Origin of the sequence: Pseudomonas sp. D(2018) (assembly GCF_005502555.1) — a bacterium.
GTDB classification, from domain to species: Bacteria; Pseudomonadota; Gammaproteobacteria; order Pseudomonadales; family Pseudomonadaceae; genus Metapseudomonas; species Metapseudomonas resinovorans.
Genome location: NZ_SCOK01000010.1, coordinates 29,333 through 48,744 on the forward strand (window position 1 = coordinate 29,333; position 19,412 = coordinate 48,744).

16 protein-coding genes are annotated in these 19,412 nt (G+C 63.3%); 2 read left to right on the top strand and 14 right to left on the bottom strand.

Annotated features, from left to right (window positions below):
* Positions 1 to 40 precede the first annotated feature (40 nt).
* Positions 41 to 1,255, bottom strand: coding sequence for a GspF family T2SS innner membrane protein variant XcpS (gene xcpS, locus FFS60_RS09215; protein ID WP_028631338.1), 1,215 nt, complete (start codon positions 1,253 to 1,255; stop codon positions 41 to 43).
* 13 nt (positions 1,256 to 1,268) lie between these two features.
* Positions 1,269 to 2,756, bottom strand: coding sequence for a type II secretion system ATPase GspE (gene gspE, locus FFS60_RS09220; protein WP_028631337.1), 1,488 nt, complete (start codon positions 2,754 to 2,756; stop codon positions 1,269 to 1,271).
* 338 nt (positions 2,757 to 3,094) lie between these two features.
* Between gspE and FFS60_RS09225 the strand changes: the two genes are divergently transcribed.
* Positions 3,095 to 3,664, top strand: coding sequence for a type II secretion system protein N (locus FFS60_RS09225; RefSeq protein WP_256658058.1), 570 nt, complete (start codon positions 3,095 to 3,097; stop codon positions 3,662 to 3,664).
* A 4-nt stretch (positions 3,665 to 3,668) separates the two neighbouring features.
* The gene (gspD, locus tag FFS60_RS09230) at positions 3,669 to 5,627 is read left to right on the top strand and encodes a type II secretion system secretin GspD (protein ID WP_137821800.1); all 1,959 of its coding nucleotides are present in this window, start codon (positions 3,669 to 3,671) and stop codon (positions 5,625 to 5,627) included.
* A 275-nt stretch (positions 5,628 to 5,902) separates the two neighbouring features.
* On the opposite strand, the gene FFS60_RS09235 is transcribed toward gspD, so the two are convergent.
* The 12 genes from FFS60_RS09235 to asd form a co-directional block, all read right to left on the bottom strand.
* Positions 5,903 to 7,114, bottom strand: coding sequence for an O-succinylhomoserine sulfhydrylase (locus tag FFS60_RS09235; protein ID WP_137821801.1), 1,212 nt, complete (start codon positions 7,112 to 7,114; stop codon positions 5,903 to 5,905).
* 34 nt (positions 7,115 to 7,148) lie between these two features.
* Positions 7,149 to 8,654, bottom strand: a complete 1,506-nt coding sequence (gene purF / locus FFS60_RS09240) for an amidophosphoribosyltransferase (protein ID WP_028631333.1) — start codon at positions 8,652 to 8,654, stop codon at positions 7,149 to 7,151.
* An 89-nt stretch (positions 8,655 to 8,743) separates the two neighbouring features.
* Entirely contained in the window at positions 8,744 to 9,256 is a 513-nt protein-coding gene (locus FFS60_RS09245) for a CvpA family protein (RefSeq protein ID WP_028631332.1), read from the bottom strand.
* 95 nt (positions 9,257 to 9,351) lie between these two features.
* A complete protein-coding gene (locus tag FFS60_RS09250; protein WP_137821802.1) occupies positions 9,352 to 10,008 on the bottom strand; it encodes an SPOR domain-containing protein in 657 nt (218 codons plus the stop codon).
* 5 nt (positions 10,009 to 10,013) lie between these two features.
* The gene (folC, locus tag FFS60_RS09255) at positions 10,014 to 11,300 is read right to left on the bottom strand and encodes a bifunctional tetrahydrofolate synthase/dihydrofolate synthase (protein WP_137821803.1); all 1,287 of its coding nucleotides are present in this window, start codon (positions 11,298 to 11,300) and stop codon (positions 10,014 to 10,016) included.
* Positions 11,297 to 12,169 (bottom strand): acetyl-CoA carboxylase, carboxyltransferase subunit beta, encoded by an 873-nt coding sequence (accD, locus tag FFS60_RS09260; RefSeq protein ID WP_028631329.1) that lies wholly within the window; start codon positions 12,167 to 12,169, stop codon positions 11,297 to 11,299. Before accD ends, folC begins: the two co-directional genes overlap by 4 nt.
* 37 nt (positions 12,170 to 12,206) lie before the next feature.
* Positions 12,207 to 12,470 (bottom strand): hypothetical protein, encoded by a 264-nt coding sequence (locus FFS60_RS09265; protein ID WP_028631328.1) that lies wholly within the window; start codon positions 12,468 to 12,470, stop codon positions 12,207 to 12,209.
* Position 12,471: 1 nt separating this feature from the next.
* Positions 12,472 to 13,089 carry a phosphoribosylanthranilate isomerase gene (locus FFS60_RS09270; protein ID WP_028631327.1) on the bottom strand — a complete coding sequence of 206 codons (618 nt, stop codon included), beginning with the start codon at positions 13,087 to 13,089 and terminating at the stop codon, positions 12,472 to 12,474.
* A 56-nt stretch (positions 13,090 to 13,145) separates the two neighbouring features.
* A complete protein-coding gene (gene truA, locus FFS60_RS09275) occupies positions 13,146 to 14,006 on the bottom strand; it encodes a tRNA pseudouridine(38-40) synthase TruA (RefSeq protein WP_028631326.1) in 861 nt (286 codons plus the stop codon).
* A 3-nt stretch (positions 14,007 to 14,009) separates the two neighbouring features.
* Complete coding sequence (locus FFS60_RS09280; protein WP_137821804.1) at positions 14,010 to 16,967, bottom strand: FimV/HubP family polar landmark protein; 2,958 nt, start codon at positions 16,965 to 16,967, stop codon at positions 14,010 to 14,012.
* Positions 16,968 to 17,109: 142 nt separating this feature from the next.
* Complete coding sequence (locus FFS60_RS09285; RefSeq protein ID WP_028631324.1) at positions 17,110 to 18,138, bottom strand: aspartate-semialdehyde dehydrogenase; 1,029 nt, start codon at positions 18,136 to 18,138, stop codon at positions 17,110 to 17,112.
* A 110-nt stretch (positions 18,139 to 18,248) separates the two neighbouring features.
* On the bottom strand, positions 18,249 to 19,361 hold the full coding sequence (asd, locus tag FFS60_RS09290) for an aspartate-semialdehyde dehydrogenase (protein ID WP_028631323.1): 1,113 nt from the start codon (positions 19,359 to 19,361) through the stop codon (positions 18,249 to 18,251).
* Between the last annotated feature and the right edge of the window lie 51 nt (positions 19,362 to 19,412).

Genomic DNA, 19,412 nt, shown 5'->3' on the forward strand with positions numbered 1-19,412 from the left:
GAGCGTAAAGCCCGACTGACTACGGCGCAGATTCACGCGATTACCCCACGAGTTGGTTGAGAGAAAGAATAGGCAGCAGGATGGCGAGCACGATCATCAGCACCACCGCCCCCATGACCACCAGCATGAACGGCTCGAATAGGCCGACCAGCAGGGCGATCTGCGCAGCCAGGTCGTTCTCCTGGTTGCGCGCGGTGCGGGCGAGCATCTGATCGAGTTCACCGGAACGTTCGCCGCTTGCAATCATGTGCAACATCATCGGCGGGAACTGCCCGCTGCCCTCCAGGGCGCGGGTCAGGCTGCCGCCTTCACGGACCTTCTGCGCCGCCGATACCACGTGCGCACGGATGACCCGGTTGGCTATGACCTCGGCGCCGATGCCGAGGGCTTCCACCAGCGGTACGCCGCTACGGGTGAGGATCGCCAGGGTGGAGGCGAAGCGCGCGGTGTCAGTGGCGCGCACCAACCGCCCTACCAGCGGTATACGCAGTACCACGCCGTGCCAGCGCTGGCGGATGTCCGGATCACGCAAGGCCCAGCGCGCACCGAAGAGCGCAGCGATCAGCACCAGCAGCATCAGCCAGCCCCAGTCCTTGACCAGGTCACTCAGGGCAATCAGGCCACGCGTGAGCAATGGCAGGGTTTGCCCGGAATCGATGAACACCTTGACGACGTCCGGCACGACGAAGCCCAACAGGAAGGCGACGATCGCCAGCGACGCGCACATCAGGATCACTGGATACAGCAGCGCCAGCTGGACCTTCTGCCGTGACTGCTGACGCTGTTCGGTGTAGTCAGCCAACTGCTCGAGCACAGGCCCCAGATGGCCAGCATGCTCGCCGGCAGCCACCGTGGCGCGATAGAGCTCGGGGAAGGCCGCGGGGAATTCCCGCAGGCTGCTGGCCAGGCTGTGCCCTTCCAGCACGCGCGCGCGCACCGCCAGCAGCATCGACTGGATGCGCGAACTGCTGGATTGCGCGGCCGCCGCCCGCAGGGCCTCCTCGATGGGCAGTGCCGCCTGCACCAGGGTCGCCAGCTGGCGCGTCAACAGCGCCAAGTCGCGGGCAGACAAGCCCCGCACAAGGCTGAAGCGACCGCGCTCGGCCTGCTCACGAACACGCGTGGCGCGTACTTCCAGCGGAGCCAGCTGGCGTTCACGCAGCAGCTGGCGCACCTGACGGGCGCTGTCCGCCTCAAGCACGCCCTTCTGCTGGCGGCCCTTGGTGTCGAGAGCGAGGTATTCGAATGCGGCCATGTTCAGGTTCTACTCATTCTTCCTGGGTAACTCGCAGCACTTCTTCCACCGTGGTGACGCCCAGCAGCACCTTGCGCCGGCCATCCTCGCGAATGCCCGGACCGGACAGGCGCGCATGGCGGATCATTTCCTGCTCCGACGCGACGCTGTGAATCAGACTCCGCATGTGGTCGTCGAACACCACCAGCTCGTAGATGCCGGTCCGGCCGCGATAACCCTGCTGGTGGCACTCCGCGCAACCACGGGCGCGATACAGGATGGGAGCGCTGTCGGCGGCGACGCCCAGCAACTCGCACTCCGCCGCATCCGCCTGGTAGGCCTCCTTGCAGTGCGGGCAGAGCACCCGAACCAGGCGCTGGGCCAACACCCCCTGCAGGGATGAAGACAGCAGGAAGGGTTCGACCCCCATGTCCACCAGGCGGGTGATGGCACCAATGGCGCTATTGGTGTGCAGGGTGGAAAGCACAAGGTGGCCGGTCAGGGATGCCTGCACGGCGATTTCGGCGGTTTCATGGTCGCGAATCTCACCCACCATCACCACGTCCGGGTCCTGGCGCAGGATGGCGCGCAAGCCACGGGCGAACGTCATGTCCACCTTGGGATTGACCTGAGTCTGGCCGATGCCCTCGATGTGGTACTCGATCGGGTCTTCGACTGTGAGGATGTTGCGCGTGCGGTCGTTGAGGGTGACCAGGCTGGCGTAAAGCGTGGTGGTCTTGCCCGAGCCGGTGGGGCCGGTGACCAGCAGGATGCCGTGGGGCCTGCGGACGGTACCTTCCAGCAGGTGCCGATCACGCTCGCTCATGCCCAAGTGCTGCAGGGTCAGGCGCCCCGCCTGCTTGTCCAGCAGACGCAGCACCACGCGCTCGCCATTGGCCGACGGCAACGTGGAAACGCGAATGTCCACTTCGCGCCCGGCGACCCGCAGGGATATGCGGCCATCCTGGGGGATGCGTTTTTCGGCGATATCCAGACGCGCCATGACCTTGATCCGCGACACCAGCAAGGCCGCCAACTCGCGCTTGGGTTCCAGCACTTCGCGGAGAATACCGTCGACGCGGAAACGCACTACCAGGCGCTTCTCGAAGGTTTCCAGGTGGATATCCGAGGCGTTCTCCTTGATCGCCTCACCGAGGATGGCGTTGATCAGGCGGATGATCGGCGCGTCGTCCTCCTGCTCCAGCAGATCCTCGGTTTCCGGGATTTGCTCGGCCAGGGCCGCCAGGTCCAGGCTGCCGCCCAGGTCCTCGGCCAACTGCATGGCTGCGGAAGAATCATGCTGGTAGGCCTGCGCCAGAGCCTGCTCGAAGGCCTCGCCGCTAAGTGACTTGAGCGGCAAGCTGCGGCCGGCGAAGCGACGCGCCTCGGCCAGGGCCACCAGTTCGACGCCGGGACGGTGAGCCAGGCACGGCTCCAGGCCATCCAGCAACAGGACGCCGTGGCGCTTGGCGAAACCGAAAGGGAGACGCCGCAGGGGGGCTTCAACGAGTGGTGGATTCATCCGTGGGCGCCTATTTCAGGTGGGTCCAGAAGGAAGTATTGCAGCGCAATCTGACGATTGTGCAGAGCCGCTGTCTGATTCTTATGATGTGTGTGAACAAAACCACCTAAAGCCGTAAAAATTCACAGATATCTTTAGCACAGCGTCCGCGTATCAACATCATCCAGACGGCCGACCCGGGCACTCGAAGGCGCTGCTATGATCAAGGCAGTTCTGCCAACATAAAAACAGAAGAATTACACCGCATTAGGAGTTCGACCCACTTGCAAGCCTCGGATTCCGCACATTGGCTGCAACGCCACGCGCCAAGCATTGTCGGCGCGCTTCTGGTTCTGGTCATGGGTGCCAGTTTCGCTTGGCAGACCCGGGAATGGTTGCGCCTGGTCGACACTCCTGCCGAAGCACCCGAGCAGCAGGGAACGCCTCTTGCGACCAGCCAGCCCCTGCAGAACCTCGAACCGCTGTTCGGCCCCGCGCCGAAACTCCAGCCTAGCGGCCCGCCGCCCACCACCAACCTGCGCCTCACCCTGCTGGGCAGCTTTGTCCACGCAGGGCCGGACAAGTCTATTGCGATCATCCAGTACGAAGGCGGCAAGCCCCGCCGCTACATTGCGGGCGACGAGATCACCAGCGGCGTCAAGGTGCATGCCGTGTATCGCAATAGAGTCGAAATCGAACGCAACGGCCGACTGGAAAGTCTCAGCTTCCCGCAGCCGCGCTCACGCTTCACGCCCGTTGGCGACACAGCCGACGAGCCGTCGGCTGCCGTGATCGACGAACTCAGCGGCCTGCAGGAAGACAACGCCGCCGAGTTGCGCGAGCGCATGGAAAAGTTGCGCCAACAGATGGAAGACCCGGAGGACACCGTGCCCGAGCCTTCCGCCGAACAGACCCAGGAAAGCGAATGACACGATGACCCCGACCTTCTCGCGCCTCACGCTCGCCCTGATCGCCACCGGCCTGCTGGCCGCGCCTCTGCCCTTGCTCGCCGCCCAGCCACTTGCCGCACCGGGTAGCACTCAGCAACAGCAGCAGGATGGCTGGACCATCAACCTGAAGGACGCGGATATTCGCGAGTTCATCGATCAGATCGCCGACATCACCGGCGAGACCTTCATCGTCGACCCGCGGGTGAAGGGCCAGGTCAGCGTGGTATCAAAAGCACCGCTGGGGCTCAACGAGGTCTATCAGCTGTTCCTCTCGGTGATGGCCACCCACGGCTTCACCGTCGTCACCCAAGGCGACCAGGCGCGCATCATCCCCAACGCCGAAGCCAAGGCCGAAGCCGGCAGCAGCCGTGCAGGTGCGGAACGCCTGGAAACGCGCGTGATCCAGGTGCAGCACACGGCAGTGACGGAGCTCATCCCACTGATTCGACCGCTGGTCCCCCAGTACGGCCACCTCGCCGCCGTGACCTCGGCCAATGCCCTGATCATCAGCGACCGCGCCGCCAACATTGCCCGTATCGAAGACCTGATGCGCCAACTCGACCAGAAGGGCGACCGCGACTACACCGTCCTCAACCTCAAGCACGCCTGGGTCATGGACGCCGCCGAGGTGCTCAATGCCTCCCTCAACCGCGGCCAATCCAAGGGCAGCTCGGGCACTCAGGTGATCGCCGATGCCCGCACCAATCGCCTGATCCTCCTCGGCCCACCGTCCGCCCGTGCGAAGCTGGCGGCCCTGGCGCAATCCCTCGACACCCCGACTTCACGTTCGGCCAACACCCGGGTAATTCGCCTGCGTCACAACGATGCCAAGAGCCTGGCGGAGACCCTTGGCGAGATTTCCGAAGGTTTGAAGAACGGCGAAGGTGGTGGCGAGGGGACGTCGGCAGCCGGCGGCAAGACGCAAAGCATACTGATCCGCGCCGACGAGAGCCTGAACGCCCTAGTGATGCTGGCCGAGCCGGATGTGGTCACCGCCATGGAAGATATCGTCCGCCAACTCGACGTACCTCGCGCCCAGGTGATGGTAGAAGCGGCCATCGTGGAAATCTCAGGCGACATCACTGAAGCCCTCGGCGTGCAATGGGCCGTGGATGCACGCGGCAGCACCGGCGGCCTGGGCGGCGTGAATTTTGGCAATACCGGGCTCTCGGTGGGCACCGTGCTTAACGCCATCCAGGACGAGGAGATCCCAGAAGTCCTCCCGGACGGCGCCATCATCGGCATTGGCACCGACAATTTCGCCGCGCTGATCACCGCGCTATCGGCCAACAGCAAGAGCAATCTGCTGTCCACCCCCAGCCTGCTGACCCTGGACAACCAGAAGGCCGAAATCCTGGTGGGCCAGAACGTACCCTTCCAGACCGGCACGTTCACCACCGATGCCTCGGGCGCCAACAACCCCTTCACCACCATCGAACGCCAGGATATCGGCGTAACCCTGAAGGTGACCCCGCACATCAACGAAGGTGCCACCCTGCGCCTGGAGATCGAGCAGGAGATCTCTTCCATCGCCCCAACAGCGACGCTGACTGCCCAGGCGGTGGACCTGATTACCAACAAGCGCTCGATCAAGAGCACCATCCTGGCCGAGGACGGCCAGGTGATCGTGCTCGGCGGCCTGATCCAGGATGACATCACCCAAACCGACTCCAAGGTCCCGCTGCTGGGCGACATACCCATTCTCGGCCGGCTGTTCCGCTCCACCCGCGACACCCATGTGAAGCGCAACCTGATGGTTTTCCTGCGGCCCACGGTAGTGCGCGACCGCGCGGGCATCGCCGCGCTGTCCGGGAAGAAATACAACGACATCCGCATCGTCGGCGACCACGACAAGGAAGGCCGCCCGGCCATCCTGCCGCGCAAGCCGGTGGATCTGTTCGACGGCCAACAGGTGCCTGCTATCGACGTGCGCAAGCCTTGAGTTTCAGGAGGGCCGTCACACGGCCTTCCCCCTCTAAGCTCGCCCCCTGCGCTGTCATTTCGGCAGGGATGGCACTCCCACCGCCAGGGATTCTTGCCCCAACGAAAAGGGCGGCCCTCCTTCCGGTGCAGCCGCCCTGCCCTCCCCGACTGGCGCTCAGTCGAGGTCGTTCATCTTGCAAGGTCCGACAGTAGCCAAGCCCGATCCTTCGCAATGCCCCTTACCCAAGGCGACCTTGCCGTTGCTCGCGACGGTCGCCTACAGGGGCCAGTCGATCACAGCGCGGCGAGTCCGCGCTCCAGATCAGTCTTGAGGTCGGTTACATCTTCCAGGCCAATGGCGAGGCGCACCAGGCTGTCGCTGATGCCGGCGTTGGCACGCTCCTGCGGCGACAGGCGGCCGTGGGAGGTCGTGGCCGGATGGGCGATGGTGGTTTTGGTGTCACCCAGGTTGGTGGTGATGGAGATCATCCGGGTGGCGTCGATGAAGCGCCAGGCGGCCTCTTTTCCACCCTTGACCTCGAAGCTGACCACGGCACCGAAGCCTTTTTGCTGGCGTTTGGCCAGCTCATGCTGCGGATGGCTTTCCAGGCCCGCGTAGTAGACATGCTCGACACCAGGCTGTTGTTCCAGCCACTTGGCAATGTCGAGGGCGCTGGCGCAATGGGCCTGCATGCGCACGCGCAGGGTCTCCAGGCCTTTGATCATCACCCAGGCGTTGAACGGGCTGAGGGTCGGACCGGCAGTGCGCAGGAACCCCACAACTTCCTTCATGTGCTCCGCACGACCGGCAACCACGCCCCCCATGGTGCGGCCCTGGCCGTCGATGTACTTGGTGGCCGAATGCATGACGATGTCGGCGCCCAGCTTCAGCGGCTGTTGCAGCGCCGGAGTGCAGAAGCAGTTGTCGACCACCAGCAACGCACCCTTGGCGTGGGCAATCTCGGCGAGCGCGGAGATGTCCACCAGTTCGGCCAGGGGGTTGGACGGGGACTCGACGAACAGCAGTTTGGTGTTCGGCTTGATCGCAGCTTCCCAGCCAGCCAGGTCGGACAGCGCCGGATAGTCGACCTCGATGCCGAAACGCTTCAGGTATTTCTCGAACAGGCTGATGGTCGAGCCAAACACGCTACGGGAAACCAGCACGTGGTCACCACTGCTGCACAGGCTCATCGCGATGGCGAGGATCGCCGACATGCCGGAGGCGGTAGCCACGGCCTGCTCGGCGCCTTCGAGGGCGGCGATGCGCTCCTCGAAGGTCCGCACGGTCGGGTTGGTGTAGCGCGAATAGACGTTGCCCGGCACTTCGCCGGCGAAGCGCGCGGCGGCGTCCGCGGCGGTGCGGAACACGTAGCTGGAAGTCAGGAACATGGCCTCGCCGTGCTCACCTTCCGGCGTGCGGCGCTGGCCAGCACGCACGGCCAGGGTTTCGAAGGCTGCGCCTTCCAGGTCACTGTCCAGCCTTCCGGCTTCCCATTCTTGCGTCATGTCACTCAACCTCGAGTTCGCCGCTATCCGTGGCTCAGTTGTTGTACAGGTCGATGATGGCGCTGACCGCGTGGGCCTTCGCCTTGGACGCGTCGTTGCGCGCCTGCTCGATCTTGTTCAGGTAATGCTCGTCGACATCACCCGTGATGTACTTGCCGTCGAACACCGCGCAGTCGAAGTGGTCGATCTTCACCTTGCCACCACCAACAGCGTCGATCAGGTCCGGCAGGTCCTGGTAGACCAGCCAATCGGCGCCGATCAGCTCAGCCACTTCCTCGGTGGACCGATTGTGGGCGATCAACTCGTGCGCGCTGGGCATGTCGATGCCGTAGACGTTCGGGTAGCGCACCGCCGGGGCCGCCGAGCAGAAATAGACATTCTTGGCGCCGGCTTCGCGGGCCATCTGGATAATCTGCTTGCAGGTGGTGCCGCGCACGATGGAGTCGTCCACCAGCATCACGTTCTTGCCGCGAAATTCCAGTTCGATGGCATTGAGTTTCTGGCGCACGGATTTCTTGCGCGCAGCCTGGCCCGGCATGATGAAGGTACGGCCGATGTAGCGGTTCTTCACGAAGCCTTCACGGAACTTCACGCCCAGGTGGTTGGCGAGTTCCAGGGCCGCGGTGCGGCTGGTGTCCGGGATCGGGATCACCACATCGATGTCGTGGTCGGGGCGCTCGCGCTGGATCTTCTCGGCCAGCTTCTCCCCCATGCGCAGTCGTGCCTTGTAGACGGAGATACCGTCCATGATCGAGTCCGGGCGCGCCAGGTAAACGTGCTCGAAAATGCAGGGAGCGTATTGCGGGTCGGCAGCGCACTGACGGGTGAACAGCTTGCCTTCTTCGGTGATGTACACCGCTTCGCCCGGCGCCAGGTCACGAATCAGGGTGAAACCCAATACGTCCAGGGCAACGCTCTCGGAGGCGATCATGTACTCGACACCTTCGTCGGTATGACGCTGGCCGAACACGATCGGGCGGATGGCATGGGGATCACGGAAGCCGACGATGCCGTAGCCGGTGATCATGGCCACCACGGCGTAACCACCCTTGCAGCGCGCGTGCACGCCGGAAACCGCGGCGAAAACGTCTTCCTCGGTGGGCTGCAGCTTGCCGCGGTGGGCCAGTTCGTGGGCGAACACGTTGAGCAGCACTTCCGAGTCGGAATTGGTGTTCACGTGACGCAGATCGGACTCGTAGATTTCCTTGGCCAGTTGCTCGACGTTGGTCAGGTTGCCGTTATGCGCCAGGGTAATGCCGTAAGGCGAGTTGACGTAGAACGGCTGTGCCTCGGCGGAGCTGGAAGAGCCAGCGGTGGGATAGCGCACGTGGCCGATCCCCATGCTGCCAACCAGGCGCTGCATATGGCGCTGCTGGAAGACGTCACGGACGAGGCCGTTGTCCTTGCGCAAGAAGAGCCGGCCGTCATGGCTGGTCACAATACCGGCAGCGTCCTGGCCGCGATGCTGAAGCACGGTAAGCGCGTCATACAGCGCCTGATTGACGTTCGACTTACCGACGATACCGACGATGCCACACATGTGACGCAACCCCTGCTAGTAGTTCAGGCTAATCAATAGCCCGTCCAGGCCGTTTGGGCGCGGGCGGGCATGCTTCCGGGTGCGACGAATCAGCTGGGTGAGCTGATTCCGCTCGCGAGCCACTGACTGGTGAAGCCCAGAATGAGGTTCTTCGACCAATCGGCAACCATTAGAAAATGCGGCAACAGCGTGGATTGCTGCCACCAGGGATCCTGCTGCACCGGTGCCAGGCTGAGCAGGCCGACCAGTAGCACCACCAGCAACGCGCCACGAGCGGCGCCGAAGGCCATGCCCAGAACGCGATCGGTGCCGTCCATACCGGTAACCCTGACCAACTCGCCGATCAGGAAATTGATCAAGGCGCCCACCAGCAAGGTGGCGACGAAGAGAATGGCGCATGCGGCGATGATGCGCGCCGATGGCATTTCGATGAATTCTGTGAGGTGCAGCGACAGGGCGCCGCCGAACGTCCAGGCGACTACGCCTGCGACAATCCATGTGAGCAGTGAGAGAGCCTCCTTGACGAAGCCCCGACTCAAACTGACCAGACTGGAAACGGCGATGATGGCGATGATCGTCCAATCGACCCAGGTAAATGCCACAGTGCAGCCCACAAACTGAAAAGGCGCTGCATTTTAGCAGAGCCCTTCAGCTCCGGTAACCCGCGGATCAGAAAGGGCTTAATTATCCTGCTCTATCAGCCTTTTTCAGGCTGGAAACGGACGATGAATCCATTCAATTTCTGCTGACGGGCGAGCTGGTCACGCAGGCGATTGGCCTCGGCACGCTCGATCACCGGCCCGACGAAGACCCGATTCATGCCTTCGACGCTGCGGATATAGGCGTTGTAACCCTGAGTACGCAGGTTCTTCTGCAAATTCTCGGCACTGCTTCGACTCGACAAGCTGGCGAGTTGGATCGACCAACTTACCGGCAGGCCATTGACGTCGAGACGCTTCTCTTCGGTCTTGACCTGGGCCACAGCCGGCGCCGGGCTTGGTGCTGGCGTCTTTGCCTGCACTTGTGGCTGCGCGGGCGCGGCAGGGACAGCAGGTGGGGCGGGCGCTACCGGGGCAACGTCCTGAGCCGCTGACACATCCGAGGCGAGCGCATCACCAGTTGGCTCCAGCGGCGGGACCGGCTCCTGGGGCAGAGCCTGGGGCTCAGGCACCTGAACCTGTTCCAACTCCACCGGCGGCATGTCCGGCGCCTTGGGCATGGGCGGCGCCTCGACCACGACCTGACGCAGCTCATCCTCGCGACTGAACAACATGGGCAGGAAGATCACCGCCAGCGCCACCAGCACCAATGCGCCGACGATACGTTGCTTGAGTCCCTTGTCCAATACAGCCATTTCCCCTAGTCCCCCGTTGCGAGGCTTTCCAGCCAGCTCAGAGCCTCAGCCACGCTGTAAAACGATCCAAACACCAGAATCTCGTCGTCCGGTGTCGCCTGCTCACACTGCGATTCAAGTGCTGCGGCGATATTTTCGTGGACACTGACGCTTGCGTGAAGGTTCGTCAATGCCGCCTGCAGTTCGGATGCTGGACGACTGCGCGGTGTCGGCAACGGCGCCACCGCCCAATGGCTCAAGCGCGCCGCCAGAGGGCCGATGACGCCAGGGAGATCCTTGTCAGCAAGGAGCCCGAACACCGCCAGTCGACGACCGGCGACGGGGCGCGCAGCCAAACGTGCAGAGAGGTACTCGGCCGCATGAGGGTTGTGGCCGACATCGAGCAACAGGGAAACCCGCTTGCCGCCCCAGTCGACATAGCGGCGATCCAAGCGCCCAGAGACCTTGGTACCCAACAGCGCAGCTTCCAGGACTTCCGGCTGCCAAGGCATACCCAGCAGTGCATAGGCCTGGAGCGCCAGGGCAGCGTTCTCCATGGGCAGATCGAGCAAAGGAAGGTCGTGCAGTTCCAGCACCTGACCAGACGCGCACGCGCCCCGCCAATGCCAGCCCCCATCGCCAATTGCCAGATCGAAGTCACGCCCCCGCAGGAACAGCGGCGCTGGCAGCGCATTTGCCTGCTCCAGCAGCGGCTGCGGTGGGTTCAGGTCGCCGCAGAGGGCTGGTTTGCCGGCACGGAAGATACCCGCCTTCTCGAAGGCCACGCTCTCCCGGGTGTCACCGAGCCAATCGGCGTGGTCCAGGCCAATGCTGGTTACCAGCGCCAGGTCAGCATCCACCAGATTGACGGCATCCAGGCGGCCGCCCAGGCCAACCTCCAGCACTAGGGCGTCCAGACCCGCACGCTGGAACAGCCAGAAAGCTGCCAGGGTACCCATCTCGAAATAGGTGAGGGAAATATCGCCACGCGCCGCGTCGACAGCGGCAAAGGCATCGCAGAGCGCCTGGTCAGAAGCCTCCTGACCGTTCAGCAGCACTCGCTCGTTGTAGCGCAGCAGGTGCGGCGAACTGTATACGCCGACCCTCAGCCCCTGGGCGCGCAGCAGCGCGGCCAGGAATGCACAGGTGGAACCCTTGCCGTTGGTGCCAGTGACCGTAATCACCTTGGGCGCCAACTGGCTCAGACCGAGCCGATTGGCAACTTCACGGCTGCGCTCCAACCCCATGTCAATTGCCGTGGGGTGAAGCTGCTCAAGGTACGAAAGCCAGTCGGCAAGGGTTCTCTGGGTCATGCGATAGCCGGGGAAGGTAGGCGCTGCATCTGCGCCAGCAGCCGACCAAGGCGCTCTCGCAGTTCCGCGCGGGGAATGATCATGTCAATGGCGCCGTGCTCCAGCAGGAACTCGCTGCGCTGGAAGCCTTCCGGCAGTTTCTCGCGCACGGTTTGCTCGATCACACGCGGACCGGCGAAGCCGATCAGGGCACGCGGCTCACCGACGATCACATCGCCGAGCATTGCCAGGCTGGCGGAAACACCGCCGTAGACCGGGTCGGTCAGCACGGAAATGAAGGGAATGCCCTCTTCGCGCAGACGGGCCAGGGCCGCAGAGGTTTTGGCCATTTGCATCAGGGAGATCAGGGCTTCCTGCATACGGGCGCCGCCGGAGGCGGAGAAGCAGACCAGCGGGCAGCGCTGCTCCAAGGCAACGTTTGCGGCGCGTACGAAGCGCTCGCCGACGATGGCACCCATGGAGCCGCCCATGAAAGAGAACTCGAAGGCGCAGGCCACGATCGGCATCTTGTGCAGGGTGCCGCGCATGGAGATGAGCGCATCCTTCTCACCGGTGTCCTTCTGTGCGGCTACCAGGCGGTCCTTGTACTTCTTGCTGTCACGGAACTTGAGGCGGTCCACCGGCTCCAGATCGGCGCCGATTTCTTCACGGCCTTCCGGATCAAGGAAGATATCCAGGCGCGCGCGCGCACCAATACGCATGTGGTGGTTGCATTTCGGGCAGACGTCCAGCGTCTTTTCCAGTTCGGGCTTGTAAAGCACCGCGTCGCACGACGGGCACTTGTGCCAGAGGCCTTCCGGGACCGAGCTCTTCTTCACCTCGGAACGCATGATCGAAGGGATCAGTTTGTCTACCAGCCAGTTGCTCATGCTCTAGTTCTCCACAGCTTTCAGGCCCGAACACGCGCTAGCGGTTCATAGCCCCGCGCATGCCCTTGAGCGAATTCATGGTTGCGACCCCGGCGCGCATGATGTGCCCGGGTATCACCCTGGCGATGGCCTTGCCACCGCTCTCGTAAAAAACAGGCCCGATCGACGCAGCCTTGCCACGCGACCCGACAGGCTTCTCCTGCCTGGGCAACTCGCTTATGGACGGCAGCGAAACGCCGTCCGTCACATATGCAGGAGACGCGCCAGCGGACGAGTACGCGAAAGTATCCACAATGTGCATTTCAGGCTCGTGCCTGCTGGATGAAGGCTTGAATCTTCGCAGCGTCCTTGATGCCCTTGCCGGCCTCAACGCCACCACTCACATCAACGGCATAGGGGCGCACCTGACGAACCGCCTCACCGACGTTCTCAGGGGTCAAGCCACCCGCCAGGATCAAAGGCTTTGCCGCATCCTGGGGCACCAGGCTCCAGTCGAAGGCTTCGCCGGTGCCACCGGGAGTCCCTTGCACAAACGTGTCGAGAAGGATGCCGGACGCCTCGGGATAGCAGGAGATAGCCGCGGTGATGTCGTCACCCGGCTTGACTCGTAGAGCCTTGATGTAGGGTCGGCCGTAACCGGCACAGGCCTCGGGACTTTCATCGCCATGGAACTGCAGCAGATCCAGCGGGACCTCGGCCAGTACCTGCGTCAGCTCCGCCCGCGGCATGTCGACGAAGAGCCCGACAGTGGTCACGAAAGGCGGCAGCGCAGCGACGATGGCTCTGGCCTGGGCCGGAGTCACCGCTCGCGGGCTCTTCGCGTAGAACACAAAACCTATGGCATCGGCCCCGGCAGCGACGGCAGCCAGGGCGTCATCGATTCGAGTAATACCGCAGATTTTGATGCGAACGGCTGACAAGATGCAGGCACCTGAAGACTAAAGACCGAGGATGTTAGCAAAGGCCAGACGCAGCGTCAGCACACCGTTTCCGGCAGACCGGAAAGAAAGTGCGGGCCCAGGTAACGCTGAGGCAGCTCGAACTCTTCCGGGTATTCGACCTGCACCAGATAGAGCCCATAGGGATGCGCGGTTACACCCCCCTCGCGGCGAATGCGGCCTTCCAGCACCTGCCTGGCCCACTCGACAGGCCGTTCCCCGGCACCAATGGTCATCAGCACTCCGGAGATGTTGCGCACCATGTGGTGAAGGAATGCGCTGGCACGGATATCGAGCACGATCAGGCGGCCATGCTCGATCAGTTCCAGGTGATGCACGGTCTTGATGGGCGACTTCGCCTGACACTGCCTGGCACGGAAGGCACTGAAATCATGAGTCCCGACCAGGCAACGAGCCGCCTCGCGCATCCGCTCGAAATCCAGCGGCCGATGGTTCCAGGTCACTTCCTCGGCCATGTGAGCCGGACGAATCGGGTCGTTGTAGATCACATAGCGATAACGCCGAGCCATCGCACTGAAGCGGGCATCGAAAGCCCTGGGCATTTCCTTGGCCCAGGTGACGCTGATATCGCCAGGCAAATTCATGTTCGCGCCCATGACCCAGGCATGCATCGAACGCACCACCGGCGTATCGAAGTGCACTACCTGGCCGCTGGCATGCACCATGGCATCGGTTCGGCCGGCACATGACAGCGTCACGGGCGCTCCGCCTGCGACCCGGCTCAGTGCCGTTTCGAGGGACTCCTGGATCGAAGGCACGCCAGCGCGCTGGCGCTGGAAGCCACGGTAGCGGGAGCCTTTGTACTCAACACCGAGGGCGATTCTGTAAATGCCAGCGGCAGCCGAAGAGGCTGCCGCTGCGGGTACTGCTTGAGTCATCTATCAGCTGAGACGTGCGATCAGTTCGCGCGCTTCCTGTTGCTGGGTGTCATTCCCCTCGGACATTACCTCGTCGAGGATGTCGCGAGCACCTTCGGTGTCACCCATGTCGATATAGGCGCGAGCCAGATCCAGTTTGGTCGCAGTTTCGTCGGTACCGGAGAGGAAGTCGAAATCGTCTTCCTCTTCCAGACCCAGGTTCGATACGTCGTCTTCCAGCACAGCAACCGGCTCGGGCTCTGGCGCCTGCTGCAGGCTGTCGGAGAGCTGATCCAGCTCGGCAGTCACTTCGTCCAGCTGGGCAGCGAAGCTGTCGTTATCCGCCAGCGGTTCGGCAGTCGGTTCCTCAGGCAGGGAGAGGTCGAAGTCAGCCGGCAGGTCAAGCAGGCCAGCGCTCGCTTCTTCCACCGCCGACACAGGCTCTTCAGCTGCCAGGGGCGAATCGAGGTCGCCGTCCAGGCTAAGCAGGAACTCATCCTCATCGGCGCTCTTCGGCTCAGCTGCGGGCTCCAGATCGAGGCTGAAATCAGCCAGGTCGTCGCTGAGCTCCAGGCTCTCCTCGCCGGTCAGAAGCTCGTCACTGCCGCCGATATCCAGATCGAAATCCAGGTCGCTCTCGACCTTGGCCGGCGTAGCAGGAGCGTCGAACTCCAGATCGTCCAGACTCAACTCATTGGTCGGAGCGGCGGCCGGCTGAATGCTGGCCGGCTTCTCGTCCGCCAGGTCGAAATCCAGATCGGAGCCCAGATCATCCAGGCTCAGGTCGAATGCGTCATCCAGATCGCCACCAACGTTTGCCGGAGCAGTCGCTGAGTCGTCATCCAGGGTCAGGTCATCAAGGCTGAAGCTGTCGAGATCATCGGCAGCAGCCAGACCCGCGGCTGCGGTCGCGGCAACCGCGGCGACTGCCATAGCCGGGTACTTGCCTTTCAGTTGCTCGATCTCGCCGGCCGCCCCGCCAATTTCGCGGAGTTCACCTTCCTGGCGCGCGAAGCCTTCACGATCACCCAGCTCGGCATAGACCTCCATCAGTTTCAGACGGAGATCGCTGCGGTGAGGTTCGTCGTTGATGGCGTTCTGCAGCAGTTCAGCAGCCTGGTTGAAGCGGCCGTAGGCGATATAGATGTCGGCTTCGCTGATCACATCGCCGGTCTGCGCGGTGACACGCTCTTGCGCCTTGGCCGGAGCCGCTTCCGGCACATCAGCAACAGCGGAGTCCAGCTCAGGGCTGTCGAAGGCAGCGAAGCTGTCATCCTTCAGATCGAGATCGCTGCCAAAGCTGTTTTCATCGTCCTGTGCGGCGAGACCGTTCTGCAACTCGGCCTCTTTCAGCGCGTTGCGGCGCGACAGCACCATCAGCAGCACCAGCAGGGCTACGAGGGCGCTACCGCCAGCCAGCAGGAGAAGCATTGGGTTTGCCAGCACGTCATCAATGATGCTGGACTGCGGCGGCTCGACCACCGGCGCGGCCGGAGCGGTCTGTACCGGCTTGGCCGGAGCGGCGGGTTTGGCTGGCTCTGCCGGCTTGGCGGGCTGCGTGGCGACCGGCGCCGCGGGCTGGGCGGGAGCAGCCGGCTGGGCCTGGACCGGGGCGGCAGGTTGAGCAGCGGCCGGAGCAGGCGCAGCAGCGCCAGGGGCCGCGGGAGTAGCAGGTGCTGCGGCAGCCGGGACAGGTGCAGGTGCAGCCGGTTGGGCAGGCGCAGCTGCAGCCGGAGCCGGCTGGGCAGGCGCAGTTGCGGGTTTGGCCGGCTGAACGGGAGCAGCGGCTACCGGAGCGGCTGGCGCCTGCTTGCCTTGGCCGGCCATATCAGCCTGCAGCTTGGCAAGCTGGTCGTCTTTGAGCTGGATCAGGCGCTGCAGCTTATCCATCTGGCTCTGCAGATCGGTCATGCGCCCTTTGAGTTCTTCGTTCTCGCGACGGGTCGAGTCCAGGCTTTCCTGAGTCACGGCCAGCTTGTCGCTGAGCGCCTTGCTTTCACCGTTGGCGCCCTTGTCGCTGCCGCTGGAAGCCTTGCCGCTGGCGGCCGACACCAGTCGCAGATTGTCCTGGGTATCGACCTTCTCGGGCGCGGCACCGGCGTTACTGCGCTTGGTGGCGTCAAGCTGGCGCTTGCCCTCCCCTGCCAGGCTACGGCCCTCACGCCAGGCGGTGTTCTGCGCCTGGACCTGGGCGATGGCCTCGGCCTGGGTGCGACTGGCGATCTGCTGCTCATCGGGCAAACGCAGCACCTGGCCACTCTTCAGCCGATTGATGTTGCCATCGACGAAGGCATCCGGGTTCAGGTCCTGGATGGCCAGCATGGCCTGATGCACCGAGCCACTGGCGCGGCTGCGCTCGGCAATTTCCCAGAGCGTGTCACTAGACGTGGTGCGGTACTGGTCAGTTGGTGCCTTGGGCGCCGGGGCCGGAGTCGGGGTCGGTGCACTTGGGCGCGGCGCAGCGGCAGCCGCCGGAGCGGTACGGACCGGCGCAGGTGTCGGGGCGACCACAGGGCGCGGCGCCGGAGCCGGCGCGGCTACGGGAATCTTCGGCGCAGCAGCGGCGGCGGCCTGGGGCGAATAAAGCGGCGGATCGAGGAGCAGCGTGTATTCACGCAGCAGACGGCCATTGGGCCAGAGCACCTCGACCAGGAAATTCAGATAGGGTTCGCGGACCGGCTTGCTGGAAGTCACCCGGATAACGCTGCGGCCGTTAGGCTTGATCACCGGTGTGAACTTGAGGTCCTGCAGGAAATACTGGCGATCGACGCCTGCCTTGGAGAACTCCTCGGCTGCCGCCAGATTCGGCTTGACTTCGGCCGAGGCCAGGTCACGCACCTCAAGCAGCTCGATCTCCGCATCCAGGGGCTGGTTCAAGGAAGAACGCAGGGTGACTTCCCCGAGCCCGAGAGCGTTGGCGACGCCCGAAGTCAGCGCGGATGCAGCCGCGATTGCCAGCACAAGTTTGCGAACCCGAACCATAGAGTGATTCCCTTGTTTTATCTTTTTTCCCGCCGAGCGAGAGGAGGGTCTTAAGTCGCTGCCTGCGCACGCCGGAACGGCGGCTCCCCATCAACGATAAGGCCAAGCCAGTATTGTCAAGCTAGAATATTTCTACAAATTTTCAGGTAAGTATCTTTGACAGATAGTGTTTTATCAACAACTCGGCCGACTGCACAGCATTGAGCGCAGCGCCTTTTCTTGCATTATCAGAAGCAATCCACAAATTGAGTTCGCAAGGGTCATCCACCCCGCCGCGAACCCGTCCTACGTATACCGAATCCTGCCCTACTGCGTCGCCGACAGCGGTCGGATAGTCGCCCTCTTCTTCCACCAATTCGACACCCGGCGCCTGACCCAGACGTTCACGCACAGCAGTCAGATCCAGTTGCTGTTCGGCCACCACTGAGACAGCCAGGCTGTCACCGAAGAAGACCGGGGCCAATGCGCATGTAGCGGCGACACGCAGGCCAGGCTCGCCGAGCAACTGCTTGATCTCACTCACCAGGCGCCGCTCCAGGGCGATGTGCCCCTGGGCATCCGGCGCACCGGCTTGGGCCAGGATATTGAAGGCGATCTGGCGATCGAAGAAGCGCGGCTCCAGCGGACGCGCATTCAGCAACTCCGCAGTCTGGCGAGCCAGTTCGGTGACACCTTCGCGACCGCGACTGGAAACGGCAAGACTTGCCATCACGCTGAGACGCTGCGGCTTTAGCAAGTCCTTGAGCGGCGCCAGCACGCACGCAAGGGCAACCGCTGAGGCGCTGGGACTGGTCAGCTGGTAAGGCGCAGACAGCCCGGCGAGCAGTTCCGGATTGGCTTCCGGTACCAGGCTTGGGGCTTCCAGGGGGTCAAGGGCGCCGGACAGATCGATCAGCGAGCAGCCAACGGCGCGCGCACGTGGAACAAAACTGCGGGTCACCACCTCGCCAGCAGCAAAGAACGCCAGACGGACCTGGGAAAAATCAAAATCGGCGACGTCGCGCACTCGCAGATTGCGTCCCTTGAATGGCACAGAAGCACCGGCGGATTCGCCACTGGCAAGCAGATGAAGGTTGCCGACTGGGAATTCCCGCTCCTCAAGGAGCTGGACGAGGGTTTCACCAACGGTGCCGGTGGCGCCGATGATGGCGATGTCGAGGGACTGGCTCATGGGGAACTACTTATGGCGATGCGGGGAGCGGCACTGTAACTGCCACCCCGCATGCAAGCAATCGAGGGGCTGGGGTTACCGACGAGCCTCATCGGCACCCCAAGAGACCATCAACGCTCCAGCAGGATACGCAGCATCCGGCGCAGCGGCTCGGCGGCACCCCAGAGCAGCTGGTCACCGACGGTGAAGGCACCGAGGTACTGCGAACCCATATTGAGCTTGCGCAGACGGCCGACCGGAACGCTGAGGGTGCCGGTCACGGCAGTCGGGGTCAGCTCGCGCATGCTGACTTCACGCTGGTTCGGCACCAGCTTCACCCAAGGGTTGTGCTGGCTGATCATGCCTTCGATGTCCGCGATCGGCACATCTTTGTTCAGCTTGATGGTCAGCGCCTGGCTGTGGCAACGCATGGCGCCGATGCGCACGCAGATGCCATCGACCGGGATCGGGCTCTTGAAGCGACCGAGAATCTTGTTGGTCTCGGCCTGGCCTTTCCATTCTTCGCGGCTCTGGCCATTAGGCAGTTCCTTGTCGATCCAGGGGATCAGGCTACCAGCCAGGGGGACACCGAAGTTCTCGGCGGGGAAATCTTCGCCGCGCATGGCCTCAGCCACCTTGCGGTCGATATCGAGGATGGCGCTGGACGGATTGGCCAGGTCATCGGCAACGGCACCGTTGATCGCGCCCATCTGCTTGATTAGTTCGCGCATGTTCTGCGCGCCGGCACCGGAGGCCGCCTGGTAGGTCATGGCACTCATCCACTCGACCAGACCGGCTTCGAACAGGCCGCCAAGCGCCATCAGCATCAGGCTGACGGTGCAGTTGCCACCGATGTAGTTCTTGGTGCCGGCATCCAGCTGCTGGTCGATAACCTTGCGATTCACCGGATCGAGAACGATCACCGCGTCATCCTGCATGCGCAGGCTGGACGCGGCATCGATCCAGTAGCCTTGCCAACCGGCTTCGCGCAGCTTGGGGAACACCTCATTGGTGTAGTCGCCACCTTGGCAGGTCAGGATCACATCGAGGCTCTTCAGCTCGTCGATGCTATAGGCGTCCTTCAGCGGGGCAATATCCTTGCCGACCGCGGGACCCTGGCCACCGACGTTGGAAGTGGTGAAGAACACCGGCTCGATCAGGTCGAAATCCCGCTCTTCCAGCATTCGCTGCATGAGCACGGAACCCACCATGCCGCGCCAACCGATCAGACCTACACGCTTCATGACAACTACACCTTTCTTGAAAAAGTGGTCCGCTGGACTGCCAGCGGGCCG